The organism is Cobetia sp. 14N.309.X.WAT.E.A4, from assembly GCF_030397495.1.
Taxonomy (GTDB): domain Bacteria; phylum Pseudomonadota; class Gammaproteobacteria; order Pseudomonadales; family Halomonadaceae; genus Cobetia; species Cobetia marina.
Map to the genome: position 1 here is coordinate 198,190 of NZ_JAPNXT010000006.1, position 25,563 is coordinate 223,752.

20 protein-coding genes and 1 pseudogene are annotated in these 25,563 nt (G+C 62.8%); 12 read left to right on the forward strand and 9 right to left on the reverse strand.

Annotated features, from left to right (window positions below; translation table 11 throughout):
- Positions 1 to 604: 604 nt before the first annotated feature.
- The 3 genes from clpA to icd form a co-directional block, all read right to left on the reverse strand.
- The gene (clpA, locus tag OW493_RS10425) at positions 605 to 2,869 is read right to left on the reverse strand and encodes an ATP-dependent Clp protease ATP-binding subunit ClpA (protein WP_077375333.1); all 2,265 of its coding nucleotides are present in this window, start codon (positions 2,867 to 2,869) and stop codon (positions 605 to 607) included.
- 33 nt (positions 2,870 to 2,902) lie between these two features.
- On the reverse strand, positions 2,903 to 3,304 hold the full coding sequence (clpS, locus tag OW493_RS10430) for an ATP-dependent Clp protease adapter ClpS (RefSeq protein ID WP_077375336.1): 402 nt from the start codon (positions 3,302 to 3,304) through the stop codon (positions 2,903 to 2,905).
- A gap of 316 nt (positions 3,305 to 3,620) precedes the next feature.
- A complete protein-coding gene (gene icd / locus OW493_RS10435; RefSeq protein WP_065392420.1) occupies positions 3,621 to 4,883 on the reverse strand; it encodes an NADP-dependent isocitrate dehydrogenase in 1,263 nt (420 codons plus the stop codon).
- 100 nt (positions 4,884 to 4,983) lie between these two features.
- On the opposite strand from icd, the pseudogene OW493_RS10440 reads away from it, so the two are divergent.
- From OW493_RS10440 to OW493_RS10490, 11 genes and pseudogenes are all read left to right on the forward strand, one after another.
- A pseudogene (locus OW493_RS10440) lies at positions 4,984 to 5,517 on the forward strand (pseudouridine synthase); the annotation flags it as partial.
- 275 nt (positions 5,518 to 5,792) lie between these two features.
- A complete protein-coding gene (locus OW493_RS10445; RefSeq protein ID WP_136938838.1) occupies positions 5,793 to 6,242 on the forward strand; it encodes an NUDIX hydrolase in 450 nt (149 codons plus the stop codon).
- A 173-nt stretch (positions 6,243 to 6,415) separates the two neighbouring features.
- Entirely contained in the window at positions 6,416 to 7,597 is a 1,182-nt protein-coding gene (gene mnmA, locus OW493_RS10450) for a tRNA 2-thiouridine(34) synthase MnmA (protein WP_077375345.1), read from the forward strand.
- Positions 7,594 to 8,229: a high frequency lysogenization protein HflD gene (gene hflD, locus OW493_RS10455; RefSeq protein ID WP_077375348.1), complete on the forward strand. Its 636-nt coding sequence runs from the start codon at positions 7,594 to 7,596 to the stop codon at positions 8,227 to 8,229. Before mnmA ends, hflD begins: the two co-directional genes overlap by 4 nt.
- 149 nt (positions 8,230 to 8,378) lie before the next feature.
- Positions 8,379 to 9,746, forward strand: coding sequence for an adenylosuccinate lyase (purB, locus tag OW493_RS10460; RefSeq protein ID WP_077375351.1), 1,368 nt, complete (start codon positions 8,379 to 8,381; stop codon positions 9,744 to 9,746).
- 271 nt (positions 9,747 to 10,017) lie between these two features.
- On the forward strand, positions 10,018 to 11,271 hold the full coding sequence (locus tag OW493_RS10465) for a cupin domain-containing protein (protein WP_289864064.1): 1,254 nt from the start codon (positions 10,018 to 10,020) through the stop codon (positions 11,269 to 11,271).
- Positions 11,268 to 11,699 carry a GNAT family N-acetyltransferase gene (locus tag OW493_RS10470; protein ID WP_077375356.1) on the forward strand — a complete coding sequence of 144 codons (432 nt, stop codon included), beginning with the start codon at positions 11,268 to 11,270 and terminating at the stop codon, positions 11,697 to 11,699. The genes OW493_RS10465 and OW493_RS10470 overlap by 4 nt, the downstream gene beginning before the upstream one ends.
- A gap of 318 nt (positions 11,700 to 12,017) precedes the next feature.
- On the forward strand, positions 12,018 to 12,839 hold the full coding sequence (locus OW493_RS10475) for a hypothetical protein (protein ID WP_289864065.1): 822 nt from the start codon (positions 12,018 to 12,020) through the stop codon (positions 12,837 to 12,839).
- Positions 12,840 to 13,031: 192 nt separating this feature from the next.
- Positions 13,032 to 14,342: an isocitrate lyase gene (aceA, locus tag OW493_RS10480; RefSeq protein WP_077375362.1), complete on the forward strand. Its 1,311-nt coding sequence runs from the start codon at positions 13,032 to 13,034 to the stop codon at positions 14,340 to 14,342.
- Positions 14,343 to 14,737: 395 nt separating this feature from the next.
- A complete protein-coding gene (locus tag OW493_RS10485) occupies positions 14,738 to 15,250 on the forward strand; it encodes a glycine zipper 2TM domain-containing protein (protein WP_077375365.1) in 513 nt (170 codons plus the stop codon).
- 544 nt (positions 15,251 to 15,794) lie between these two features.
- Positions 15,795 to 16,805: a lipid A deacylase LpxR family protein gene (locus OW493_RS10490; RefSeq protein ID WP_136938842.1), complete on the forward strand. Its 1,011-nt coding sequence runs from the start codon at positions 15,795 to 15,797 to the stop codon at positions 16,803 to 16,805.
- A gap of 138 nt (positions 16,806 to 16,943) precedes the next feature.
- Here the strand turns inward: OW493_RS10490 and OW493_RS10495 are convergent, their stop codons facing one another.
- Positions 16,944 to 17,228, reverse strand: a complete 285-nt coding sequence (locus OW493_RS10495; protein ID WP_077375371.1) for a hypothetical protein — start codon at positions 17,226 to 17,228, stop codon at positions 16,944 to 16,946.
- Between the two features lie 624 nt (positions 17,229 to 17,852).
- On the opposite strand from OW493_RS10495, the gene OW493_RS10500 reads away from it, so the two are divergent.
- Positions 17,853 to 18,335 carry a peptidylprolyl isomerase gene (locus OW493_RS10500; RefSeq protein WP_065392558.1) on the forward strand — a complete coding sequence of 161 codons (483 nt, stop codon included), beginning with the start codon at positions 17,853 to 17,855 and terminating at the stop codon, positions 18,333 to 18,335.
- 219 nt (positions 18,336 to 18,554) lie between these two features.
- Here the strand turns inward: OW493_RS10500 and OW493_RS10505 are convergent, their stop codons facing one another.
- From OW493_RS10505 to OW493_RS10525, 5 genes are all read right to left on the reverse strand, one after another.
- Positions 18,555 to 19,253, reverse strand: a complete 699-nt coding sequence (locus OW493_RS10505) for a DUF3047 domain-containing protein (protein WP_289864066.1) — start codon at positions 19,251 to 19,253, stop codon at positions 18,555 to 18,557.
- A gap of 89 nt (positions 19,254 to 19,342) precedes the next feature.
- On the reverse strand, positions 19,343 to 19,990 hold the full coding sequence (locus tag OW493_RS10510; protein WP_284728445.1) for a CDP-alcohol phosphatidyltransferase family protein: 648 nt from the start codon (positions 19,988 to 19,990) through the stop codon (positions 19,343 to 19,345).
- Positions 19,991 to 20,034: 44 nt separating this feature from the next.
- Positions 20,035 to 21,786, reverse strand: a complete 1,752-nt coding sequence (locus OW493_RS10515; RefSeq protein ID WP_289864067.1) for a hypothetical protein — start codon at positions 21,784 to 21,786, stop codon at positions 20,035 to 20,037.
- The gene (locus OW493_RS10520; RefSeq protein ID WP_289864069.1) at positions 21,762 to 23,045 is read right to left on the reverse strand and encodes an ABC transporter substrate-binding protein; all 1,284 of its coding nucleotides are present in this window, start codon (positions 23,043 to 23,045) and stop codon (positions 21,762 to 21,764) included. Before OW493_RS10520 ends, OW493_RS10515 begins: the two co-directional genes overlap by 25 nt.
- Positions 23,046 to 23,110: 65 nt before the next feature.
- Positions 23,111 to 25,333 (reverse strand): FAD-dependent oxidoreductase, encoded by a 2,223-nt coding sequence (locus OW493_RS10525; RefSeq protein ID WP_077375383.1) that lies wholly within the window; start codon positions 25,331 to 25,333, stop codon positions 23,111 to 23,113.
- Positions 25,334 to 25,563 lie beyond the last annotated feature (230 nt).

Genomic DNA, 25,563 nt, shown 5'->3' on the forward strand with positions numbered 1-25,563 from the left:
GGGGGCATGGCAAATCAAGATCTGCCCTCACCCCACTTGCCAATGCTCCCTGTGACACCGGCTGGCTGAACCGGCCGTCCTGGCATTTCAGACATGGAAGCCTTTCCTGCCTGATCCCCCCGCTCGGACCCGGAACAGCGCACCACCAGCCCTTCGTGACACGACTCCTCGTGACATTGAAGGCGCGTCTCGATGGTGCGCGCCAGAGTATTCCGATGATGCCGCTTTGCCCCGTGGATGCGTCCTGAGCCCGAACGCCCGTATGGCCTTCGCTCCCATCCCATGAGGACAAGCGGCTCATCCATGCCCCCTGCCATGACACGCTGCCCTTGCGGCAGAGGCCTTGGCGTGGGCGCCTTTCGCCTTTCCCCTTCTGCGTAATCCGTCCCCACTCCCTCTTCTTCCCTGCCCTCTTGCTTCTCTCGACTGCACCATCGGCCGTCCTTTCCGCCATGGACCCTGCTGTCGGCATTTGACCCTCGGCGGAGCGGAATCACTGCGCTGGCTCGCTTTTCAGGCAAAAGAAAACGGCCAGTGCCTGAGCACTGACCGTTCATTGTGATGATACTGCGGGGCATCAATACATCACGAGCCGGGGCGACCCTCAGGCCATTTCAGCTTCGGTCTCCAGGTGCAGTTCGCCGTTATCGACCGTGACATGCACGATACCACCGGACTCCGACAGATCACCGAACAGGATCATCTCGGCCAACGGCTTCTTGAGCTTCTCCTGAATGACGCGCGCCATCGGACGAGCCCCCATTGCCGGGTCATAGCCCAGAGTCGCCAGCAGGTCTCGCGCTTCATCCGCCACGTCCAGCTGCACGCGCTTCTCATCAAGCTGTGCCTGCAGTTCGACCAGGAACTTGTCGACCACATTGCGCACCACGGCGAGATCCAGCGCGCCGAACTGGATGATGCCATCCAGACGGTTGCGGAATTCCGGCGAGAAGGTCTTGCGGATGACTTCCATCGCATCGGTGGAGTGATCCTGATGCTTGAAGCCGATGGAGCGACGCGCCACCTGCTCGGCCCCTGCATTGGAGGTCATCACCAGGATGACGTTGCGGAAGTCCGCTTCGCGACCGTTGTTGTCGGTCAGGCGGCCGTGGTCCATCACCTGCAGCAGCAGGTTGAAGACTTCCGGGTGTGCCTTCTCGATCTCATCCAGCAACAGCACACAATGCGGCTGCTTGGTGATGGCTTCGGTCAGAAGCCCGCCCTGGTCATAACCGACATAGCCCGGCGGTGCCCCGATCAGGCGCGAGACAGTGTGACGCTCCATGTACTCGGACATGTCGAAGCGCACCAGCTCGATCCCCATCAATGCTGCCAGCTGACGCGCGACCTCGGTCTTGCCGACACCTGTCGGCCCAGCGAACAAGAAGCTGCCCACCGGCTTGTCCGGCGCCTTGAGTCCGGCACGCGACAGCTTGATGGCTGCCGAAAGGCCGGTGATGGCATCGTCCTGACCGAACACCAACATCTTGAGATCACGCTCGAGATTGGACAGCAGCTTCTTGTCGGAGCTGGAGACCGTCTTCGGCGGAATGCGCGCGATGGACGCCACGATCGCCTCGACCTGCTCGGTATCGATGGTATCGACACGGATGCTCTCGGGCAGCAGACGCTGGTGAGCACCGGCTTCATCGATCACGTCGATGGCCTTGTCAGGCAGCTGACGATCGTTGATGTAGCGATCCGCCAGTCGCACTGCCGTCTCGAGCGCCGCATCGGTGTACTTGAGGGCATGGTGCTCCTCGAAGCGACCTCGCAGCCCCTTGAGGATGCGAATGGTGTCGTCCACCGACGGCTCCATGACATCGACCTTCTGGAAGCGACGTGCCAGCGCACGGTCCTTCTCGAAGATGCCGCGGAATTCCTGGAAGGTGGTGGAACCGATGCAGCGCAGCTCACCGGAAGACAGCAGCGGCTTGAGCAGATTGGAGGCATCCATCACGCCACCGGACGCCGCTCCCGCCCCGATGACGGTGTGGATCTCGTCGATGAACAGGATCGAGTTCGGTTCCTTGCGCAGCTCCGCCAGCAGGGCCTTGAGGCGCTTCTCGAAATCACCGCGGTACTTGGTACCCGCCAGCAGCGCGCCGAGATCCAGCGAGTAGACGACGGCTTCCTTGATGACTTCCGGGACGTCTTCCTCGACGATTCGCTTGGCGAGACCTTCCGCGATGGCGGTCTTGCCGACACCGGCCTCGCCGACCAGCAGCGGGTTGTTCTTGCGACGGCGCACCAGAATCTGCACCACGCGTTCGAGTTCTTCATCACGGCCGATCAGCGGATCGATCTTGCCCAGACGCGCCTGGTCGTTGAGGTTGGTGGCGTAGTTGGTCAGCGGGCTGTTGCCGCTCTCGCTGCTGCTCTCCTCGCCTTCCTCGCTCTCGACCGACGCCTGAGGCGCCTGGGTGTGACCCGCCACCTTGGAAATGCCGTGGGCGATGTAGTTGACCGCATCGACCCGCGCGACATTCTGCTGCTTGAGGAAGTAGACCGCCTGGCTTTCCTGCTCGGAGAAGATGGCCACCAGCACGTTGGCGCCGGTCACTTCACTCTTGCCGGAGGATTGGACATGGAAGACAGCACGCTGAAGCACGCGCTGGAAGCCCAGCGTCGGCTGCGTCTCGCGGTCTTCCTGCTCTTCCGGGATCAGCGGGGTGGTGGAGTTGATGAAGTCCTGAAGGTCGACTCGCAACTTGTCCAGATTGGCGCCGCAGGCGCGCAAGACGTCCGAAGCGGAGGCATTGTCGAGCAGTGCCAGCAGGAGGTGTTCCACGGTCATGAATTCGTGGCGCTTGGAACGTGCCACGGTGAAGGCCGTGTTCAGGGTCAGTTCAAGTTCTTTGCTCAACATGGCAAGTCCCCTCTAGGCCGCGTCTTGGACGGATCACTCCGCCCGGTCGATGTCGCACAGCAGCGGATGCTGGCACTCTCGAGCATATTGATTCACTTGGTGGCATTTCGTTTCCGCGATGTCGCGGCTGAAGATGCCACAGGTTCCTTTTCCCTGATGATGGACAGCGAGCATGATCTGTACTGCCTGCTCCTGATCCTTGTTGAAGAAGGTGGTCAGCACCTCCACGACGAAATCCATCGGCGTGAAGTCATCATTGTGCAGAACGACCTTGTACATGGGCGGTGGCGCCAGTTCGGGCTCAGCGGTAGCGAACGCCAGATCGCCATCCTGATCCTCCTGGTGCGACGGCTCCTGTGCCGAGGGAGCCTGATTCCTGATCCGCAACAGCTGCGAGAAAGAGAAGCTGCTGCACGATGTGTCTGTCTTGAACATAAGGGGCTGATCCGGTGAACACAAGCAGTGGCGAAGCTGATTGCCTCAACGCGCCACGACGGAAGGCCACTTCCATCGCCGGGCATTGACGTTGATGGGATAAGGAAAAGATGAGGGCATGTCGCGCATGATGCAAGCGCCCTGCGCTCAAGTGTGCTCACGAGCGGGCGCAAAGCGCGCCGGAATGTCGTCTCCTGGAAGACGAAACGACATCTCAAGACGCAAGAAGGCCCCCGGACACGTCCGGGGGCCTTCTTCTGAAAACCCTGCACTGCCTGAAACGGAACGTCAGTCCCGGTCAGACAAGTGTCGGATCTCAGGCATCCATGTTGTCAGCGACAGCCTGACCGAACTCGGAGCACTTGAGCAGCTTGGCATCGTCCATCAGGCGATGGAAGTCATAGGTGACTTCGCCCTTGGCGATGGCCTTCTCGACGCCTTTCAGCACGAGATCCGCGGCTTCGACCCAACCCATGTGACGCAGCATCATCTCGGCGGAGAGGATGACGGAGCCCGGGTTGACCTTGTCCTGACCGGCGTACTTCGGTGCAGTACCGTGAGTCGCTTCGAACATGGCGACGGTGTCGGACAGGTTGGCACCCGGCGCGATACCGATACCACCCACTTCCGCCGCCAGAGCGTCGGACAGGTAGTCACCGTTCAGGTTCAGGGTAGCGATGACATCGTATTCCGCCGGACGCAGCAGGATCTGCTGGAGCATGGCGTCAGCGATGACGTCCTTGACCACGATGTCCTTGCCGTTGTTCGGGTTCTTGAAGGTCATCCACGGGCCGCCATCCAGCAGCTCGCCGCCGAACTCGTCCTTGACGATTTCGTAGCCCCAGTCCTTGAAGGCACCTTCGGTGAACTTCATGATGTTGCCCTTGTGCACCAGGGTCAGCGACTCACGGTCGTTGTCGATGGTGTACTGGACAGCCTGACGGACCAGACGCTTGGTACCTTCTTCGGACACCGGCTTGACGCCGATACCGCAGTTCTGCGGGAAGCGGATGTTGGTGACACCCATCTCTTCGCGCAGGAACTTGATGACCTTGTCGGCTTCCGGCGTTCCCGCTTTCCATTCGACACCTGCGTAGATGTCTTCGGAGTTTTCGCGGAAGATGACCATGTCGACGTCGGCCGGCTTCTTGACCGGACTCGGCACACCCGTGAACCAGCGCACCGGGCGCAGGCAGGTGTACAGGTCAAGCTTCTGACGCAGTGCGACGTTCAGGGAGCGAATACCACCGCCCACCGGAGTGGTCAGCGGACCCTTGATGGAAACGACGTAATCCTTGACAGCCTCGAGAGTCTCTTCCGGCAGCCAGGTGTCAGCGTCATAGACGTGAGTGGCTTTTTCACCGGCGTAGACTTCCATCCAGTGAATCTTGCGCTCACCGCCATAGGCCTTTTCGACAGCAGCGTCGATGGCAATCTTCATGGCCGGAGTCACGTCCACGCCGATACCATCGCCTTCGATGAACGGGATGATCGGATTATTCGGAACGTTGAGGGTATTGTCGGAATTTGCGGTGATCTTGGCACCGCCTTCCGGGACGACAATCTTCTGGAACCCCATTGATAACTCCCCTGTCATGGATTCAGTGGAGGCGCGAGTATAGCACCCGTGCCGCTTCTCACAGTAGGCTTATACGGCAGCCGCGACAAAAGTCTAAACCATGTCTCTCATATATCTGCTACACAAGCCCTACCGCGTTCTGACGCAGTTCACCGACCGCGATCAGGGCCGTCAGACCCTCGCGGACTTCATCGACGTGCCGGATGTCTATGCCGCCGGACGCCTCGATTACGATTCGGAAGGATTGCTGCTGCTCACCAGTGATGGCGCGCTCTCCCACCAGATCGCACATCCGAAGAAGAAGCAACCCAAGACTTACTGGGTGCAGGTGGAAGGCGCCCCTGATGAGCAGGCCATCGCCGCGCTGAGAGCCGGCGTGGAGCTCAAGGATGGCATGACCCGACCGGCCCAGGTCAGGCTCATCGACCCACCGGCGTTGCCAGAAAGGCAACCTCCCGTGCGCTTTCGTGCCAGCATTCCCACCCACTGGCTCGAGATCATCATCAGCGAGGGTCGCAATCGACAGGTACGCCGGATGACCGCACATGTCGGTCTGCCGACACTGCGCCTTGTCCGAGCCGCCATCGGCCCCTGGAAGCTCGATGGCCTGGCACCCGGCGAGTGGCGCAGCGAGGAGGTCGAGATGCCCGTGCCGCCACATAAGGCGCGCCCGCCCGCTCGCGGCAGGAACGCTGGCGGCGGCTCCGGGGAGCGCAAGAACGGCTCGGGGCCGAAGCAGCGCACCAGGGGTGCCGACAAGCGCAAGCCTCGACAGTCCGACAGGCAGGCCGGCCACCATGCCGACGGCAAGCCAGCGTCAGGCAAGGCAGCCGCAGGCAAACGCAGCGGCGGATCTTCGCGCCCCTCCTCCTCACGCCCCCCCTCCCACAAGAAAGGAAGAAAATCCTGATGGCTGCACGCTGGACCCCGAATGCCACCGTTGCCTGTGTCGTGGAACGCGCCGGGCGCTATCTGATCGTCGAAGAGGACAAGGGCGGCCCCGCGACGCTGTTCAACCAGCCGGCCGGCCACCTCGAGCCCCACGAGCGCATCATTGATGGCGTGCAGCGCGAGGTACGTGAGGAAACGGCCTGGCGTATCCTGCTGACGGGCTATCTTGGCCTGTACGTGCACGTCGCCGAGGATGGCACCCATTTCCACTCGCATGGCTTCGAGGCAGCGGCGCTGGAGCACCTGAACACGCCACTCGACCCAGACATCGTCAGGACCCACTGGCTGACTCTCGAGGAAATCGAGCAGCTGGAGGCCATGGGGCGCCTGCGCAGCCCGCTGGTGACCCGCCGTATCCGCGACAGCCTGCGTGGCAAGCGCTTCCCGCTCGACGTCATCCACGATTGACGCGCGCCCTCGTGACCGCTCAGGCGCCTGCCGTGCGTCAGAGGCTGCAGGCGGGGTGAATCCCACCCACGCCTTCAGGTATAATCGCGGTCAATCAAGCGGTGCCAGAATGACGTATCCGCCGCCTCCCCTGTTTGTGACGACTCGCGGCCACGCGGGTGACGAGAGAACTGATGACCGCTGAAACCGGTACCGGAACCAAGGTCATCGTCGGCATGTCCGGCGGTGTCGACTCCTCTGTCTCTGCCCTGTTGTTGATGGAGCAGGGCTACCAGGTCGAAGGCCTGTTCATGAAGAACTGGGACGAAGATGACGGCAGCGAATACTGCACCGCCATCGAAGACCTGGCCGATGCCCAGGCCGTGTGCGACAAGCTCGGCATCAAGCTGCATACCGCCAACTTCGCCGCGGAGTACTGGGACAATGTCTTCGAGCACTTCCTGGCCGAGTACAAGGCCGGTCGCACGCCGAATCCCGACATCCTTTGCAATCGGGAGATCAAGTTCAAGGTCTTCCTCGAGTATGCCGAGATGCTGGGTGCCGAGCTGATCGCCACCGGCCACTACGTGCGTGGCGGCGTGCGTGACGGTCGTGCGCGCCTGCTCAAGGGCCTGGACACCAACAAGGACCAGAGCTACTTCCTGCACGCCGTGCCGGAGTCCGCCATCGCGCGCACCCTGTTCCCGGTGGGAGAACTGGAGAAGCACGAAGTGCGGGCCATCGCCGAGAGGCATGAGCTTGTCACCGCGCGCAAGAAGGACTCCACCGGTATCTGCTTCATCGGTGAGCGACGCTTCGCCGACTTCCTCAAGCAGTACCTGCCGGCCCAGCCGGGCAAGATCGAGACGCCTGACGGCGAGGTCATCGGCGAGCACATGGGCCTGATGTACTACACCCTCGGCCAGCGCCAGGGCCTGGGCATCGGCGGACTGCGCAACCATCCGGACGCTCCCTGGTTCGTCTGTGCCAAGGATCTGGAGCGCAATGTGCTGATCGCCGTGCAGGGCAAGCACCACGAGCTGCTCTACACCCAGGTCCTGAGCACCGAGTCCGTCGACTGGGTGGCGGGCGAGCCGCCCGCGGCCGATGCCAACGGCGAACTGCGTATCCGCTGCAAGAATCGCTACCGTCAGGAAGATCAGGCCGCGACCTTGATCGTCAATGACGGCCAGCGTGTCGAGGTACGCTTCGATGAGCCACAACGTGCCGTCACGCCCGGTCAGTCAGCCGTCTTCTATCTCGGCGACATCTGTCTGGGTGGCGGCGTGATCGATGCCGCCTGGAAACTTCCGGCAGCGGCCAGCAGCATGGCCGCCGCCCCGCTCTCTGGCCCCGAGGAGTCTGCCGCGCAATGACCAGCGTGCCGATCCGTCCCGTCACTGATACCACCACCCGCCAGGCGCTTTCGCTGGCGGGCGTCTTCCAGGCGGCCGCGCTGGTCGATGAGCTCGCCCGTCATGGCCAGTGCGATGAGCGCGCCTGGGAAACCCTGGTCAACGCCACTCTGGACACCAACCCGGAAAGCTTCGAGGCCATCTACGGCGGGCATCACAACCGCCTGCGCCTGGGCATCGACACCGTGAGTGCGGTGATGGATCGGCGTCAGGTCTCCCCTGTGGTGATGCGCTATGGCTTCTCGCTGGTGATGCTGATGAGCAAGCTCAAGCAGGACCCGGACATGCTGGACAAGCTGGGGGCAGGCCTGACGCGTATCCAGGGCCAGGCCGAGCACTTCGGGCCGACCCACGAGAACGTGATCGCAAGCCTCGGCGAGCTCTACCAGCAGACCCTCTCCACTTTCCGTTACCGGATCGTGGTGCAGGGCGATCCCGGTCTGCTGCAGCAACGCATGATGCCAGAGCGCATCCGTTGCGCCCTGCTGGCCGGCGTACGCTTCGCGCTGCTGTGGGACCAGCAGGGCGGCCGTCGCTGGAAGCTGATCTTCCAGCGCTCCGCGCTCAAGAAATCCCTGCGCCAGCTGGACTGATGCCGGCTCGCCTGGCCGGCAGCACGCCCGCCAGGCAACACCGCGCACACCCCGAATTCGCTTCAACAACGCTGGAACCCGTCAAGCGGGTTCCGAGACACTTGAACTGGCAGCACGTCCTGTCCTGCCACCATCGGAAGATTCTCATCATGCAGCTGTCCGCCCTCACCGCTCTGTCTCCTGTCGATGGCCGTTATGGCGCCAAGACCGAGGCCCTGCGCGAGCACTTCAGTGAATTCGGCCTGATCCGTGCCCGTGTCACCGTCGAGGTGCGCTGGCTGCAGCGCCTGGCCGCCCACGCCGAGATCGCTGAAGTGCCGGCTTTCTCGAAGGAAGCCAACGCCGTGCTGGACGCCATCGTCAGCGACTTCAGTGTCGAGGATGCCCAGCGCATCAAGGACATCGAACGCACCACCAATCACGACGTGAAGGCGGTCGAGTACTTCCTGAAGGAGAAGGTCGAGGGCAACGCTGAGCTCAACGCCGTCACCGAATTCATCCACTTCGCCTGCACCAGTGAAGACATCAACAACCTGTCTCACGCCCTGATGCTGCGTGGCGGTCTGGACAACGTGCTGCTGCCGCAGATGCGTGAAGTGACCGAGGCCATCGTCGCACTGGCTCACCAGCACGCCGAACAGCCGATGCTGTCGCGTACCCACGGCCAGACAGCCAGCCCGACCACCCTGGGCAAGGAAATGGCCAACGTCGCCGCGCGTCTGCGTCGTCAGCTGGCCCAGATCGAACGCATCGAGATGCTCGGCAAGATCAACGGTGCCGTGGGCAACTACAACGCCCACCTGACCACCTACCCGGCCATCGACTGGGCGGCCAATGCCGAAACCTTCGTCGAGAGCCTCGGACTGACCTTCAACCCGTACACCACCCAGATCGAGCCGCACGACTACATCGCCGAGCTGTTCGATGCCGTCTGCCGCTTCAACACCATCCTGATCGACTTCGATCGTGATGTCTGGGGCTACATCTCGCTGGGTTACTTCAAGCAGCGCACCGTGGCCGGCGAGATCGGCTCCTCCACCATGCCGCACAAGGTCAACCCGATCGACTTCGAGAACTCCGAAGGCAATCTGGGCATCGCCAACGCCGTGCTGGGCCATCTGGCGCAGAAGCTGCCGATCTCCCGCTGGCAGCGTGACCTGACCGACTCCACCGTGCTGCGCAATCTCGGTACCGGTCTGGCACAGGGCCTGATCGCCTACCAGGCGACCCTGAAGGGCATCAGCAAGCTGGAAGCCAACCCGGAACGCCTGAACGCGGATCTGGACAACAGCTGGGAAGTGCTGGCCGAGCCGATCCAGACCGTCATGCGTCGTTACGGCATCGAGAAGCCCTACGAAAAGCTCAAGGAGCTGACCCGTGGCAAGCGCATCGACCAGGCCGGTTTCGCCGCCTTCATCGAGACGCTGGAACTGCCGGAAGACGTCAAGACCGAGCTGAAGGCTCTGAGCCCGGCCAGCTACATCGGCAACGCCATTGCACAGGCCAAGGCGCTCTAAGCGGCGCAGGTCACTGCAAGTCTTAAGACGCCGGGGCCTCTGCTCCGGCGTCATGCATTGCGTATTAGACAGCATGCAGCACGCTGCACATTGAACGACACACTGGATTCACGACCACTGACGTATCCACGTCAGTGCGCACGACATGTCACGCCCCACGCGGGTCGGCATGGATCGCATTGCCGCCAGCCAACCGGAAGCGGCTTCACCGACGTCATCGCGAGACACGCAGGCCCACCAAGGGCCGCGGCTCACGTTCGAGAGGTTCTGCATGAGCACATCCCCCGCCCCCCACGACACCGACACGCCACTGGCACTGTTGGGCGGCCTGAGCATCCGCGAATTCCTGCGCGACTACTGGCAGCAGAAGCCGCTGCTGATTCGCGGCGCCTTCGCGGATTTCGAGACGCCGCTGGAAGCCGATGAACTGGCGGGACTGGCCTGCGAGGACGGCATCGAGGCACGCCTGGTGGAAGAGCATGGTCCCGACAAGGCCTGGCAGGTCAGCCACGGGCCTTTCGATGACGCCACCTTTGCGCGTCTCGATGCCAAGGACGACAGCCAGTGGAGCCTGCTGGTGCAGGCAGTGGACCACTATGTCCCGGACGTCGCTGCCCTCTTCGAGCCCTTCACCTTCCTGCCGCGCTGGCGCCTCGATGACATCATGATCAGCTACGCGCCCACCGGCGGCAGCGTCGGTCCGCACCTGGACAACTACGATGTCTTCCTGCTCCAGGCGCAAGGCCAGCGTCACTGGCAGCTGGGCGGCATGCACGGTGATGACGCCGAGATCATCGATGGCATCGACCTGCGCATCCTCAAGCACTTCGAGGTCACGCCGGGCGAGGATTGGGTGCTGGAGCCGGGCGACATGCTCTACGTGCCGCCGCGTCTGGCCCACCACGGCGTCAGCCAGTCCGATGACTGCATGACCATCTCGGTCGGCTTCCGTGCCCCTTCCGCCGATGAAGTCGTCACCTCCTACGCCGACTATCTGGGTGCCAGCCTGCCGGAATCGCTGCGCTACCGTGACCAGGGCATGGCACCGGTCGCCAATGCCGGCGAGCTGGACGACGCCTCGCTCGAGCGCGTACGCGAACTGTTGCTCAGCACGTTGGACAACCCGGCCCAGCTGGCCCAGTGGTTCGGTCGCTACATGACCCAGCCCAAGTATCTGGAGCAGCTCGCCGCCCGTGAGCCGGCGCTCAAGACGCATGAACTGGTCGAGTATCTGGAAGATGAAGGCGTACTGGTGCGCTCGCTGGGCTCGCGCTTCGCCTTCCGTCACGGTGAGAATGACACCAGCACCCTGTTCGTCGATGGCGATGGCGTCCCCGCGCCCCCGGCGCTCGCGGAAGCGCTGGCCTCCAGCGAACGCCTGACGGCGGTGTTGCTTGACTACACGACGGCCGACCTTGATCGCAAGGCAGTGGTCAGCCTGCTCACGGCGCTGGTCAATCGCGGCAGTCTGATTCTGGAATGCGACCTGCAGGACGAAGAGGACGAGGAGGAAGATGACGCATGAGTGACGCCATGATCAGTCTGGAACGCGGTGACTGGCAGACCCTCGCCGATGAGGCCAGCGAGATCCGTCGCGTGGTCTTCATCGAAGAGCAGCAGGTCCCGCAGGACGAGGAATGGGACGGCCGCGACGAGCAGTGCGTCCATTTCCTGGCACGCCTTGAAGGGCGTGCCGTCGGGACCGCTCGCCTGTTGCCGGATGGCCATGTCGGTCGCGTCGCCGTGCTCTCCCAGGCACGGGGGCTGGGGCTTGGTCTGCGCCTGATGGAGGCGGCCATTCATGCCGCTCGCCAGGCGGGTCACGCAGAGGTACTGCTCGATGCCCAGATCCACGCTCTGGAATTCTATCAACGCCTGGGCTTCACGGCCTTCGGTGAGGAATTCATCGATGCCGGGATACCGCACCGCAGCATGCGCTTGATTCTCAACTGAAAAGCGACGTTTTGTCACCAGAAACCGGCTCCCTGTGGGGGCCGGTTTTTTTTATGCCTTCAAATATCTTGTAGTCTGACTACAACGTGAAACGTGACCAAGTCATCATTCCCCAAGGCCCATGAAACCTGACATGATGATGATATTGAAAATATTAAAACACTCGTTTGTCATGCGAATTATCCTCAGCGTTGAAACGGTATGAAACGGTCGTTTTAATACGACCAAGGAATGAAAGACAACGCGATGATTCACAGCGATGCTAGGAGTCATCCCCATCACGCTGCATTGCGGCATCGCCAATCAGGAGGCCTCCCCATGCATGGCATACCCTCTGCAACGCTTGCCACATCCAGCGGGAGCGCCATGGCCAGCGTCAGCAGCCATGTGCCGAGACGCAGCGCCACCAGTGGCATCACGGGGAAGCCACTGGAGGAAGCCCAGAGTGAGCTGTGGCACTCCCGAGAGATGCAGGCACGCCTCGCCAGACTGGCTCGCCCGATGATCGACCTCCTGCCCAGCGTTCCACCAGAACCGACCGCTGCACAGGCACAGACGATCTGTCATCTGAGCCGTGACAAGCGCTGGCACCTGGCAGGCAACGACTGGCAATGGCAACGATTCGATGGGACCTCGCAGCCGGCGTCGACGGGACCGGAGCCGGGATTGCGCGACGACACCTGGCAGGTGGCACGTCAGGGTGACGGACTGGCGGCTGATTCACGTCTCGCGCTACCCGGGCTTGAGCAAGCCGTGAAGGGGCTCATGATCGCCGGACGCCCCCTCCCGCTGGCCTTCTGGACGCTGGCCGCCGCGCGGCATCGCGGCGAACGCCATGCCGGGCTCGATATCGCTCACATCGGCAGTGTGCGAGAGGCGCTCTGCTGGGGGGAGCTCATCGCGCGCCTCAGAGCGCCGGATGGCCGCCCTCCCCGCGTCACGGCAAGACTTGCGAACTGCACGGTGCCAGTCCTGGAGGCCAGCCTCTACTTCCTGCAGCCCTGGCTCGAGCGTCTGACTCTGCAGCCTCATCCTGAGATGCGCGAGGGCTGCCATCAGGTACTGCTCGAGAGAACTCGCCTGACCGACACGACTTCAAGACCCACAACAACAAACGATGATCTCGCTATCCCACGATGACAATGACAAATGATGGATAGCGCTTGGCGGCGATGAGCGGCAGGCAGCCCGGAGGGTCTCACGACATTTCCGCACGCCAGTTTCTGACCAGGTCCCGCCCTGATTCACCAGATGACACGGCAACAGACACAAGACACCACGACATGCCAGGCGCCCTCGAGGCCCTGCGACGAAGCCATCAGGAGATGCACCATGACTCAATCACGTGCCGAACAGATTGCAGCGCTGGAAAAGGACTGGGCCGAAAATGCACGTTGGGAAGGCGTGACACGCCCGTATTCCGCAGAGGATGTGGTGCGCCTGCGCGGCTCCGTCCAGGAAGCCAACACCCTAGCGACGCGTGGTGCCGAAAAGCTCTGGAAACTGGTCAATGGTGATGCCAAGAAGGGCTACGTCAACTGTCTTGGCGCCCTGACCGGTGGCCAGGCCATGCAACAGGTGAAGGCCGGTATCGAAGCCATCTACCTGTCCGGCTGGCAGGTCGCCGCTGACAACAATACCAGCGAGGCCATGTACCCGGATCAATCCCTTTACCCGGTGGATTCCGTGCCGACCGTGGTCAAGCGCATCAACAACACCTTCCGTCGCGCCGACCAGATCCAATGGCAGAAAGGGGCCAATCCGGGCGATGCCGGCTTCGTCGACTACTTCGCGCCCATCGTGGCGGATGCCGAGGCCGGCTTCGGTGGCGTACTCAACGGCTATGAGCTGATGACCGCCATGATCCGCGCGGGCGCCTCCGGCGTGCACTTCGAGGACCAGCTGGCGTCGGTCAAGAAATGTGGTCACATGGGGGGCAAGGTGCTGGTGCCGACCCAGGAAGCGGTGCAGAAGCTGGTCGCCGCGCGTCTGGCCGCTGACGTGGCCGGCGTGCCGACGCTGGTCATCGCGCGTACCGATGCCAACGCCGCTGACCTGATCACCTCTGACGTCGACGACTACGACAAGCCGTTCCTGACCGGCGAGCGCTCCGACGAAGGCTTCTATCGCGTCAATGCCGGCCTGGATCAGGCCATCGCACGCGGTCTGGCCTACGCGCCCTACGCCGACCTGATCTGGTGCGAGACGGCCAAGCCGGACCTCGAGGAAGCACGCCGCTTCGCGGAAGCGATCAAGAAGGAATACCCGGATCAGCTGCTGGCCTACAACTGCTCGCCTTCCTTCAACTGGAAGAAGAACCTCGACGACGCCACCATCGCCAAGTTCCAGCAGGAACTCTCGGACATGGGCTACAAGTACCAGTTCATCACCCTGGCCGGCATCCACAACATGTGGTTCAACATGTTCGATCTCGCCTACGACTACGCCCAGGGCGAAGGCATGAAGCACTACGTCGAGAAGGTACAGGAAGCCGAATTTGCCGCCGCCGAGAAGGGCTACACCTTCGTGGCACACCAGCAGGAAGTCGGCACCGGCTACTTCGATGACATGACCAATGTCATCCAGGGTGGCAACTCCTCCGTCACCGCCCTCACCGGCTCTACCGAGGAAGACCAGTTCTGATCCCAGCACTTCCCTGCAGACAGCAGACAACCCTCGGCGAGACAGAGACTTGACCGAGGGTCACCATCCGAAGACACGCAAGCCCGTTCACGCGGGCTTGCGTGTCTTCGTCGTTCCAGAATTCGGTGCATGGGGCGCGACGCAACAGTGGCACGGGTGCTCCCGCCCGGGATGGCGTGCAGGGGAACCCGAGAATGGCGGCGTGGTCTATACTGTTAGGAAACAGTGTTCTTGCACTGTCACGGGGGGCATTGCCTCGGCCCTCGACAGCGCAACGACACGGTGGCGGCCAACGGACGTGCCAGCCAGCTTCTCTCATCCGTCGTCATCGGCCTCCACACCCCATGACCTCATCACAACCGAATGTTGCACCGCTTCCTGCGAGGAAATACACCATGAGCTTCCCGACCCACTCACAACGACGTCCTGACGCGAAACGCTCGGCACGCTGGTTGCCAGTGATCGCCATTGGCCTGCTGACACTGGGTGGCTGCGCGAACAGCGATATCTATTCCGGCAACGTCTACACCGGCGATCAGGCCAAGCGCGCGCAGTCCGTCAGCTACGGCACCATCACCTCGCTGCGCCCGGTGCAGATCCAGGCACAGGATGAAGGCAGTGGCGTGCTTGGCGGCCTGGGTGGCGCCGTCGTCGGCGGCCTGCTCGGCAGCCAGATCGGTGGCGGTTCCGGCCGCGCGATCGCGACCGCCGCCGGTGCCATCGGCGGTAGCGTCGCGGGCAAGTCGATCGCCGACAACGTCGACCAGATCGACGCCTACGAGATCGAGGTGCGTCGCGATGCTGGCGACAGCCTCATCGTCGTCCAGAAGGCCGATACCGCCTTCTCGGTTGGCCAGCGTGTCCGCCTGGTCGGCTACGGCGCCAACCTGAGCGTCGCCCCGTATTGATCCTCTTGATGGCTGGTGCCCTTGCCGGGTGCCAGCCATTCAGTGTCTTCCCTCCCTGAACGACTTCTGTTGCAGGCCTCTCTGCACTCAAGAGGCTCCTGCCATTTTGCGGCTTTGCTTGCTGCCCTCGCCTTCCCGGTATTCATGCGCTTGCCTGGCCCCTCGCACGCGCCTGACGCTGGCGTATCGATATTTTCCTCTTTCTTTCTCTTTCTCTTTCTCTTGCCCTTGCTCTCTCTTTCTCTTCCTCACGCATGAGCGGCGCGCCGTACGGAGTGATCCATTGGTCATCTATTGATTAACAGGCTATGAAATCGTGATTTTTTGTGCAAAGTTATACACATGCAGCTTAACTAGACTCTGTGTACAACTTTTCGTCCCAGGAGTTGCGATGCGTCCCGTCACTGCCCGTCCCACAGATTCTCCTCAGAGCGCCCGCCAGTCGCCTTGCAGCGCGTCATCCTTGACCAGTTCCTCCCACGGACACCGTCGTTCTGGTGATGAGCGTCCGTGTACGGCTATCGTCACCCGCCATGCTCCGCAGATGGCTCCCGCCTTCTCCACGCGACGGCTGGGGCTGGCGCTGATCATGCTCGGCGCGGTGGCGCTGGCCCCCATCGTGGAAGCCGACGAGGACGAGGGTGGCGTGCTGTCTCTCAAGGTCGAGAATGACCTTCTCGCCTCCGGCGATGACGGCCACTACACCAATGGGTTTGCGCTGAGCTATACCTTCGCGACACCGGATCAGCATTGGTCTCGCGCCTTCGCCGACTGGGTGCCCGGTTTCAGCGCTGCACGTCTGGATGCCACGGCCTATCGTTTCGGACAGCAGATCTATACCCCCAACGACATCACTCGCGAGCAACCAAACGAGGATGATCGCCCCTATGCGGGCTATCTGTTCGGTGGCCTTTCGCTGTTCGCCGGTGAAGAGGGAGAGGATTGGCGACGGGTCGATACCTTCAATCTGGATCTCGGCATCGTCGGTCCCGCCTCAGGTGCCGAGAAGGCGCAGAAGGGAGTCCACGAGATCACCGGCAGTGATGACCCGCAGGGCTGGGACCATCAGCTTCACAATGAAGCCGTGGTCAATGCCGGCTGGCAGAGCCAGCTGTGGCTGCCGGCAAGCCTGGGGGGCCTGGAAATGGAGTACGGCCCCTCTGCCTCGATGGCGCTGGGCAACCTGTATACCTACGCTGGCGTGGGGGGCGGTGTGCGCATCGGCCAGGGACTGTCACGCAGCTACGGCATCCCGACCGTCGCTCCCTCCCAGAGCGGGCGTCAGTATTTCGAGCCGGATGGTGAATTCGCCTGGTATCTGTTCGCCAATCTGGAAGGCCGTGCCGTGGCGCGCAACATGCTGCTGGACGGCAACAGCTTTGAGGACAGTGACTCGGTGGACCGTCGCCCGCTGGTAGGAGATGTCCAGCTCGGCTTTGCCCTGAGCTGGCAGCGCTGGCAGCTCGCCTTCGTCAACGTCTGGCGCACGCACGAATTCGAGACCCAACAGGAAAGCGATCAGTTCGGCTCCATCACGCTCTCCACCTGGCTGTGAAGACCAGAGACCGACGGTGAGAACAGCTGTGCCAGACACACGAAGGCCGGGCAGATGCCCGGCCTTCGTGTGTCCGTGGGAGGCAACGGATCAGCGCGTCACACGCGGACTGAAGCCTCCCGGGATGATAAAGGCAGATCAGTGCATCTTGACCTTGCTCATGCCCCAGCAGATCAGCTTTCCGCCGATGAAGGCGATCAGTGCCAGCATGATCAGCGCCATCAGCATGGAAATGGGGTTGACGATGAAAGTAGCGCCCAGCACGGCAAGCGCTGCGCCCCAGACATAGCGATCACCGCTGTCGATGCTCAGGGCATCCGGCAGGATGCGCTTGACGGTGGCACCCAGCGAGCCCTCCCAACGGTTCAAGCACAGCATGAAGAGCGCGGCGAAGCTCACCAGCCAGATCAGTGTCACGGTCATCGAAATTCTCTCCTGAAAGATAGGGTCGCATGGAACATGTGATTGTCGTTTCCCGCCAGCGGCCACGGGGCAGACCTTGCGAGCGGAGCCGGTAACGAAAGGCCCGCGTCAGAATTCGCAGTCTGAACAGGCAGAGTAACGGCCCCCCGATGCCCTCGCAAGCGGACAGCACCAACCATTGTCGGTCATTGGTCATGAGACCGTGATTGGCGCCTGAAGTTGCCCTGCCTCGTACAGCGAAGCGCGGCCAGCTCCCCCTTTCTTCTCTCGTGTTCTCCTCTTTCTTCTCTCCTGTTCCTCCCCCTTTCCATCTTCCCTCAATCTTCCCTCAAGCCCCTCTCTCCTCCATGCCCGTCGCCTTCCCGCCCTGGAAGCTCGCGCAGGCGTGTAGTCTCACCCGGGGCAACAGGCAAGAAAAAATTCGGGGACCGGGTTGAAAAGCCTCCTTCAGGGCGTCACCTAGTATTTCAAGACACGGTGACGTGGATGACATGCCCTGCAGGATGGCTGTTCAACAAGCTGCAAGCCACGCGATACGCGGGATTTTTCCTCGTAGCCCCCTGACAGCCACCTCAGGGTCACGTTACCATTGACCGTTCATATACCTATCGAAAGGCCCTCAACATGCAAATCGCCCAGAATGCCGTCGTATCCTTCCACTACACCCTCACCAACAACGAAGGTGAAGTGCTGGATAGCTCCGAAGGCCGTGAGCCGCTGGCCTACATCCACGGTGCCGGCAACATCGTTCCGGGCCTCGAGAAGGAACTCGATGGCAAGACTTCCGGCGACAAGCTGAAAGTCGCTGTCTCTCCGGAAGAAGGTTACGGTGATGTCCAGGAAGCGCTGGTGCAGGAAGTGCCGCGTGAAGCCTTCCAGGGCGTCGAAGAGATCGAAGCCGGCATGCAGTTCCAGGCACAGACCCAGGGTGGCCCGCTGATGGTCACCGTCACCAAGGTCGAAGGCGACACCGTCACTGTCGATGGCAACCACCCGCTGGCCGGTGAGACCCTGAACTTCGACGTCGAGATCACCAACGTGCGCGAAGCGTCCGCCGAAGAGCTGGAACACGGCCACGTTCACGGTGAAGGTGGCGTGGAGCACTAAGCTCCGCCCCTTCCCTCATCGGGTGGCCCTGTCGCCCGATGAGTGCTTCACACGAGAATGTGTGACGCCTGAACCTGAAGCCCCGCCACCGAATTCTCGGTCGCGGGGCTTTTTCATGTCTGAAACCTGGTTCTCAGGCCCAGCTCTGAGGCCCGGTTCTGAAGCCCGGTTCTGATGATGCTGTCTGTGATGACGCTTCCCGGGGATTCGCTCTGCAGATCAGGCGCCGCAGCTGGGCGGCGTGGTATCACTGGAAAGGCTCAGCCCACGGAACAGCGCCGTGGCGTCGCCTCCGGCATTGTCACCGTCAGCCATCAACGCAAGCCCGGCTATCTCGTCTGGCGTGCTACCGAACAGCGCCGAGTAGTCGGCACGCAGATCGCGCACCTCGGCGACCCACTGCCCCACCTTCTGATCACCGGACTCCACCGCCAGCAGCACGGCGCGGTCGGTGAAGGCATTGTCCCAATGACTGTCCTTCGCCTCATTGCTGGACCAGACGTAATTGATGGCCTCTACCTGCCACGGCAGGATGCCGGTCTTGTTGACCACATAGAGGCGCGCCGGGTAGTCATCCCCTCCCTTGGTCTTCTCGTTTACGCCCGGATAGATGCTGTCCACCTGCCAGCACCACTTCAGATAGGGCGTCTCCTCGAGCGAGATATCTTCCTCGAGATAGCGTGCGGAGGCCTGCCCCTGAGCACGCGCCTCGAGAGCGGGCCGGCCTTCGCGCTCCACCACGCGATACGCGGTCTGGCCTTCGAAGGTCTTCTCGCCCCAGGCGAGAATCTCGGCCGGCGTGAAGGTCTGGTCAGCCGCCAGCGCCGCAGAGGGCATCGCCGCCGCCAGCAGGCCACTGGAGGCGACTGCCGCGAGCATGGGGAGGAAGCAAGACAACTGACGGGAAGTGGTTTTCATTGGCAAGACTCCGGAGCGCTTGAACAACGCGATGAGAAAAGATGACGGGACGAGTCATCTGCAGGGCCAGGTAACGCGCTTGGCACGTATCAGTCCGGGTCGGTGCCGTGCTGCTCGCTTCGGTCCTGGGCCCGCAAGGTTACATACCCTCCCCATACGCGCGTCAGCGTGGTCAGGATGCATGCCGCCGCGAAGATCCACGCCAGCCATGCGAAATGGTGCGGCATCAGACAGGCCAGCACGAAGAAGCCGATCGTCTCGGTGCCTTCTGTCAGGCCATCCAGATAATAGAAGGCCTTGCGCGTGAAATTGGGGCGCTCCAGCTGGTGCTTGGCCGCCATGATGGCAAAGGCCAGAAAGCTGGATCCCGTGCCCACGAAGGCGAACAGCAACGCCACGGCCGGCATGGCATTGGTGGCCGGGTCTGCCAGTGCAAAGCCCACCACGACGGCGGCGTAGAACAGGAAATCAAGACAGATATCCAGAAAGCCGCCGGCGTCCGAGCTCAAGCCCGCATGACGCGCCAGGGCACCATCCAGCCCATCCACCACCCGATTGATCAGGATCGCGATCAGTGCCAGCCCGAATTGCCCATAGGCCAGCAGCGGCAATGCCAGCATGCCGATGACGAAGCCAGCCAGCGTCAGTTGGTCAGGATGCAGACCGCGTTCCGCTGCGCTACGTGCCAGGCGTTTCAGGGGTGGCTGTACCCAGCGTGAGGTCCACTTGTCCAGCATGCTTCATCGACTCCAGAATGATTGAATGGGGAAGGTGTCAGGCATCAGCCACGTATCGGTGCCAGCGCGCGCCCGGCAGGCACGGCTCTCGCCAGCAGGAAGATCAGCAACGGCAGACAGGCCTGCAGACAGGCCGCGACCGCCGTCAGGCGAGGATCCGCCCCCGTGGCCAGCGCCAGCGTCTCGGTGGTCAGGGTGGGGACGCGTCCACCGCCCAGCACCACCGTCGGCACGTACTGCGCGATGCTGACCGCGAAGGCCACTGCCCAGCTGATGGCCAGAGGCCTGAGCATCAAGCGCAGCCGGATGCCGATCAGCACCTCAAGCCGCGAGCGCCCCAGCAGTCGTGCTGCCTGCTCGAGGCGCACGTCGAAGCGGGCCCAGGGGCCGGCCAGCGTCAGCCAGGCATAGGGCAAGGCGAACAGAAGATGGCCGATCACCACCCCCACCCAGCCCGGATCCGCGCCGAGGCTCAGCCAGCCGACCTGGAAACCGAACAGGAAGCTTGCCTGAGGCAGCAGCAACGGCAGGTAGAGGCACACCACGAAGCCTCGCAGGCGACCCACCTCACGCTCACGCTCGAAGACCGCCACACTGAGCATCACCGCCAGGGTGGCGACCAGCACGGCGAGCCACAGGCTGTTGCTGAAGGCTCCACCCAGTCCTGAAAGCGCCTGTTGCCAGCTTTCCAGCCCCCAGCGAGCCGGCAGCAGTGACGGGAAGAACCAGCTTCTGGCCAGCGATTGAACGGCGATCACGGCAAAGGCCAGCAGCGAGACTGCCGTCACCGTACCAAGCAGGACGCGGATCACGCGCCCGCGCTGCCCCTTGCGTACCGCCGCCCGAGGTGCAGGATTGTCGAGCACCCAGTCACGATGGCGATTCAACAGATAACGTCCCACAGCGGCACCCAGCGCCATCACCACGATGACCAGCAGAGCCAGCAGGAGTGCCCCGACACTGGCCGGTAGACGTGAGCTCGGGTCACTGTCACGCCACAGTTCGACCAGACGCACCGCCAGGGTCGGCGTACGTGTCGGCCCCAGTACCTGAGCGACATCCACCACCGCCAGCGAATAGGCCAGCACGGCACCGATGGGCAGGGCGATGGCCCGCATCACCTGCGGCATCAGAATTCGCCAGCGCAGCTGGGGGATGCTGTAGCCGAGCGCCTGGCCCGCCTGCAGTTGCGCGGTGACCGGCAGACGCGAGAGCGCCGTCTGGGCCATCAGCATCAGAAACGGCGCTTCCTTGAGTGCCAGTCCCAGCGCCAGCGTGATGCCATGCGCGTCCGGCAGAGGGTATTGCGGGGGGGCCAGCACCTCGAAGGGTGCCAGCAGCAGTCGCATCAGCACGCCGCTGGGAGCGGCCAGCCACAAGAGCCCCAGAGCCAGCGCCAGATGCGGCATCGCCAGCACCGGTGCCAGCAGACGTTCGAGGCGCTCGCCGAAACGGGTACCGGCGGCCGCGGCCAGCCAGCCCATGGTCAGCAGTACCGCCAGCAGCGTGCCGCCGATCCCGCTGACCAGGGTCAGACGCAGTCCGTCGGCCAGTCCCGGCAAGGCCCACCAGCGCTGCCAGGCGATCGCCGAGACCTCCTCGAAGCCAAGCGCCGGCCACAGCCCGAAGGCCGGTGCGACCAGTCCTGCCAGCCCCAGCGCCGTGGGGCCGAGCAACAACAGCAGTACCGCCCAGCGCAGCAGGCGAGCCGGTGTCAATGCCAGGCGCCCCGCCGGGCGCTCAGCGCGCCAGCGCTCGGCAAGCCATTGCGTCAGTTGCGATAGCGTCGCGCCCACTCGGCCTCCAGTGCATCTGTCCAACTGGGATGCGGCTCGCTCAGCGGCGTGCCCAGCGCTTCGGGCGACATGCCACCCGCAAGCTCCGGCAAGGCGTCGAAGGCAGCGCGCTGTGCCGCCGGCAGGCGCGTCACGTCCAGCACCGTCTCATCACCCCAGCGTGAGGGGTCCGCCTTGGCGGCCTGTGCCTCGGCGGACATCAACTGATTGACCCACACCAATGCGGCCGCCTTGTGAGGCGCACTGGCCGGAATCGCCAGATAGTGCACATTGCCGAGAGTGCCGCCGTCATGGATATACGGCTCGATGGTCGGTGGCAGCCGCCCTTCCTGACGGGCATTGGCCACTTCCTGGGGCACGAAGCTCAGCGCGATCCACACACTGCGCTGAGCCAGCAGTTTCATCTGCTCCTCGGCGCCGGCTGGCTGTCGCTCGCCCTGCGCCCACATCAGCGGATGCAGTGCATCGAGATAGTCCCACAGCGGTGCGGTCACCTCAGCGAACAGAGCATCACTCGCCACCGGCGCAGCCAGCAGCTCACGCTGCTCACCCGGCATCAACTCAAGCAACGCCTGCTTGAGAAAGGTGGTGCCATGAAAGCTCGGTGGCTGCGGATAGGTCACGCGCCCGGGGTTGGCCTTCGCCACGTCCAGCAGCGCCTGCATCGAACGTGGCGGCGATTCCAGCAAGGCACTGTCGTACATGAAGATCAGCTGGGCACGCCCCCATGGCGCCTCCATTCCCTCGGTGGCGAGCCCGAAGTCACGCGCACCGATCTCCTCGAGCAGATACTCGCTGTTGGGCAGGCGTTCGACGAAGGGTCCCCACACCAGCTCGGCCTGCTTGAGCGCGCGGAAGTTCTCGCCGTTGATCCAGATGACATCGATACTGCCATCACTGCGCCCCGCCGCCTTCTCGGCCAGCAGGGTCGAGACGCTCTCGGCGGTATCGGCAATCTTGACGTGACGCACCTCGATACCGTGCTCACGTGCCGCGATCTCTGCCTGGGCGCGCAGATAGGCGTTGGTGGCTTCACTCCCGCCCCAGGCGTGGAAGTCGATGCGCTGACCGCGTGCCTTGTCGGCGATCACGTTCCACTCCAGTGCAGCCAGCATCGGCACTGCCCGCCCCTTGGCGGCATCGGCGGCGTACGCCAGTGACGTGGCCCAGGGCATGGCACTCATGCCGGCCATCAACACCAGTGACCCACCCATCAATGCCAGTGCGCGACGTCGCCCCGGCAGACATGTCGTAGCCATGGAGGTTTCTCCTGATAGCAAGATGCCGCGACCCTGAACGAGCAGGTTCGCGGCATGGGAAAGGATCAGTGCTTGTCGACCGTCACGGGAGGGGTGGCGTCATCCGCCTGGCGTGTCTTGGTCGGCTCGAAGCGTCCATTGCGGCGCCAGGTGAAGTAACGATCCAGCACCTTGAGCACGCCTTCCGGCTTGTGGGCGTTCTTCCACATGCCTGCTGCCGCCTTGTTGGCCTCGGACAGTGTCGGATACGGATGGATGGTGGACAGGATCTTGTTGAGACCGATGCCATGCTTCATCGCCATGGTGAATTCCGCCAGCCATTCCCCCGCATAGGCACCGACCAGTGTCACGCCCAGGATACGATCGCGTCCCTTCTCGGTGAGCACCTTGACGAAGCCTTCCGTCGCACGCTCGGCCAGGGCACGGTCACTCTCGCCCATCTCGTAATGGGTCACTTCATAGTCATAGCCCTGCGCCTTGGCTTCGGTCTCGTTGAGGCCGACCCGCGCCACTTCCGGCTCGGTGTAGGTGACCATTGGCATGATGCGGTAATCGACCTTGAAGGTCTTCAATCCGCCGAACAGTGCATTGACCGCGGCGTGCCATGCCTGATGACCTGCCGCATGGGTGAACTGATAGGGGCCAGCGACATCGCCACACGCCCAGATGTTCGGCTGCAGCGTCTGCAGCGACTCGGAGACATCGATGGTGCCGCGCTCGGAGACCGCGATGCCCAGCTCTTCCAGACCGAAGCCTTCGACGTTGGCTTCGCGCCCAATGGCCACCAGCAGCTCATCGAACTCGATCCAGCTCTCCTCGCCGTCGGGAGAACTCACGACCAGATGGCGCATCGGCTGACTGTCCTTGTCCTTGAGCACCTCGATGCGCGTGGCGGTGGAATTGATGCGCAGATCGACGCCCTCACCGGCCAGCTGCTCGTGCATCAGCGCGCTGACTTCCTCGTCTTCACGCGGCATCACCCGCGGGGCACCCTCGATGATGGTGACGTGACTGCCCAGGCGCGCGAAGCTCTGCCCCAGTTCCATGCCGATCGGGCCGGAGCCCAGCACCACCAGACGCTTGGGCTGCACCCTGAGATCCCACAGATTGTCAGAGGTCAGCGGCGTGATCAGCTCGATACCGGGGATCGCAGGAACACGCGGGCGGGCACCGGTGGCGATCACCACGTTGCGCGTGGTCAGCACGCGACCATCGACTTCCACTTCCCAGGGCGTCCTGAGTCTGGCGTTGCCGGTGTGGACTTCCACGCCCAGACTCTCGTAACGCTCGATGCTGTCATGCGGTTCGACACTCTCGACCACGTCCTGCACATGCCCCATCACCTTGGCGAAGTCGATTTCCGGCTCATTGGCGGTGATCCCGAAGCGCTGGGACTGACGAATCTCATGAGCCGCACGCCCGGCACGAATCAGCGCCTTGGAGGGCACGCAGCCGGTGTTGAGGCAGTCACCGCCCATCTTGTGGCGCTCGATCAGCGCGACACGCGCATTGACGGCAGAGGCGATATAGCTGGTCACCAGCCCGGCGGAGCCTGCACCGATGACGACCATGTCGTAGTCAAAGGTCTTCGGCTTGTCGAAGGCCGCCTGCTGCTTGCGCTTGCGCAGCACGCCGACGATCTTCTTGGCGATCAGCGGGAAGAGGCCCAGCGCGATGAAGGAGGCGATCAGCCCCGGCGAGAGGATGCCGGACAGCGACTCCAGCTGACCCAGCTCACGACCGGCATTCACGTAGATGGCGGTACCGGCGAGCATGCCCAGCTGGCTTGCCACATAGAAGGTGACCACACGCATGCGGGTCAGGCCCATCACCAGATTGACGATGAAGAACGGGAAGACCGGCACCAGACGCAGCGTGAACAGATAGAAGCCGCCTTCACGCTCGACCCCGCGATTCAGGGATTCCAGCTGACGACGGAAGCGCTTCTCGATGCTTTCGCGCAACAGCGTGCGGGAGATGAGGAAGGCCAGGGTGGCACCGATGGTACTGGCGAAGGAGATCAACAACAGACCCCAGCCAAACCCGAACAGGGCGCCGCCCAGCAGGGTGAGCAATGCCGCACCCGGCAGCGAGAGTGCCGCCATTGCCACGTAGACGACGAAGAAGGTACCCGCGACCTTGAACGGCGATTCCTCGAAGAGTGCCTGAAATTCCGACTGACTGGCCTTGAGGCTCTGCAGAGTGAAGTAGTCCTGTGCCCCACTGGCAAAGAAGACCACGATGGCAGCGACGATGGCGCCCAGAAGCAGTAACTTGCGTTTATTCACTGGCGATTTCCTTTTCGATTCCTGCCGTCATGGGCATGTCATTGGGATGTACCGTGTCCTTACGAGACGCGTTGCTGACTGGATGCACTCATCAGGTCATGATGACGCGAACGACCTCATCATGATCACGGTAACAGTACCGTTTCATTCGACATCTTCGCATCCATCCCGCGTTGATTCGCGTAGCTCCCTGATACAGGCAGTGAGGGAATGGCAAGGCAAGCCACCTC

Coding starts and splice junctions, on each gene's coding strand:
- clpA (WP_077375333.1), bottom strand. CDS start 2,869: ATGTTGAGCAAAGAACTTGAACTGACCCTGAACACGGCCTTCACCGTG.
- clpS (WP_077375336.1), bottom strand. CDS start 3,304: ATGTTCAAGACAGACACATCGTGCAGCAGCTTCTCTTTCTCGCAGCTG.
- icd (WP_065392420.1), bottom strand. CDS start 4,883: ATGGGGTTCCAGAAGATTGTCGTCCCGGAAGGCGGTGCCAAGATCACC.
- OW493_RS10445 (WP_136938838.1), top strand. CDS start 5,793: ATGGCTGCACGCTGGACCCCGAATGCCACCGTTGCCTGTGTCGTGGAA.
- mnmA (WP_077375345.1), top strand. CDS start 6,416: ATGACCGCTGAAACCGGTACCGGAACCAAGGTCATCGTCGGCATGTCC.
- hflD (WP_077375348.1), top strand. CDS start 7,594: ATGACCAGCGTGCCGATCCGTCCCGTCACTGATACCACCACCCGCCAG.
- purB (WP_077375351.1), top strand. CDS start 8,379: ATGCAGCTGTCCGCCCTCACCGCTCTGTCTCCTGTCGATGGCCGTTAT.
- OW493_RS10465 (WP_289864064.1), top strand. CDS start 10,018: ATGAGCACATCCCCCGCCCCCCACGACACCGACACGCCACTGGCACTG.
- OW493_RS10470 (WP_077375356.1), top strand. CDS start 11,268: ATGAGTGACGCCATGATCAGTCTGGAACGCGGTGACTGGCAGACCCTC.
- OW493_RS10475 (WP_289864065.1), top strand. CDS start 12,018: ATGCATGGCATACCCTCTGCAACGCTTGCCACATCCAGCGGGAGCGCC.
- aceA (WP_077375362.1), top strand. CDS start 13,032: ATGACTCAATCACGTGCCGAACAGATTGCAGCGCTGGAAAAGGACTGG.
- OW493_RS10485 (WP_077375365.1), top strand. CDS start 14,738: ATGAGCTTCCCGACCCACTCACAACGACGTCCTGACGCGAAACGCTCG.
- OW493_RS10490 (WP_136938842.1), top strand. CDS start 15,795: ATGGCTCCCGCCTTCTCCACGCGACGGCTGGGGCTGGCGCTGATCATG.
- OW493_RS10495 (WP_077375371.1), bottom strand. CDS start 17,228: ATGACCGTGACACTGATCTGGCTGGTGAGCTTCGCCGCGCTCTTCATG.
- OW493_RS10500 (WP_065392558.1), top strand. CDS start 17,853: ATGCAAATCGCCCAGAATGCCGTCGTATCCTTCCACTACACCCTCACC.
- OW493_RS10505 (WP_289864066.1), bottom strand. CDS start 19,253: ATGAAAACCACTTCCCGTCAGTTGTCTTGCTTCCTCCCCATGCTCGCG.
- OW493_RS10510 (WP_284728445.1), bottom strand. CDS start 19,990: ATGCTGGACAAGTGGACCTCACGCTGGGTACAGCCACCCCTGAAACGC.
- OW493_RS10520 (WP_289864069.1), bottom strand. CDS start 23,045: ATGGCTACGACATGTCTGCCGGGGCGACGTCGCGCACTGGCATTGATG.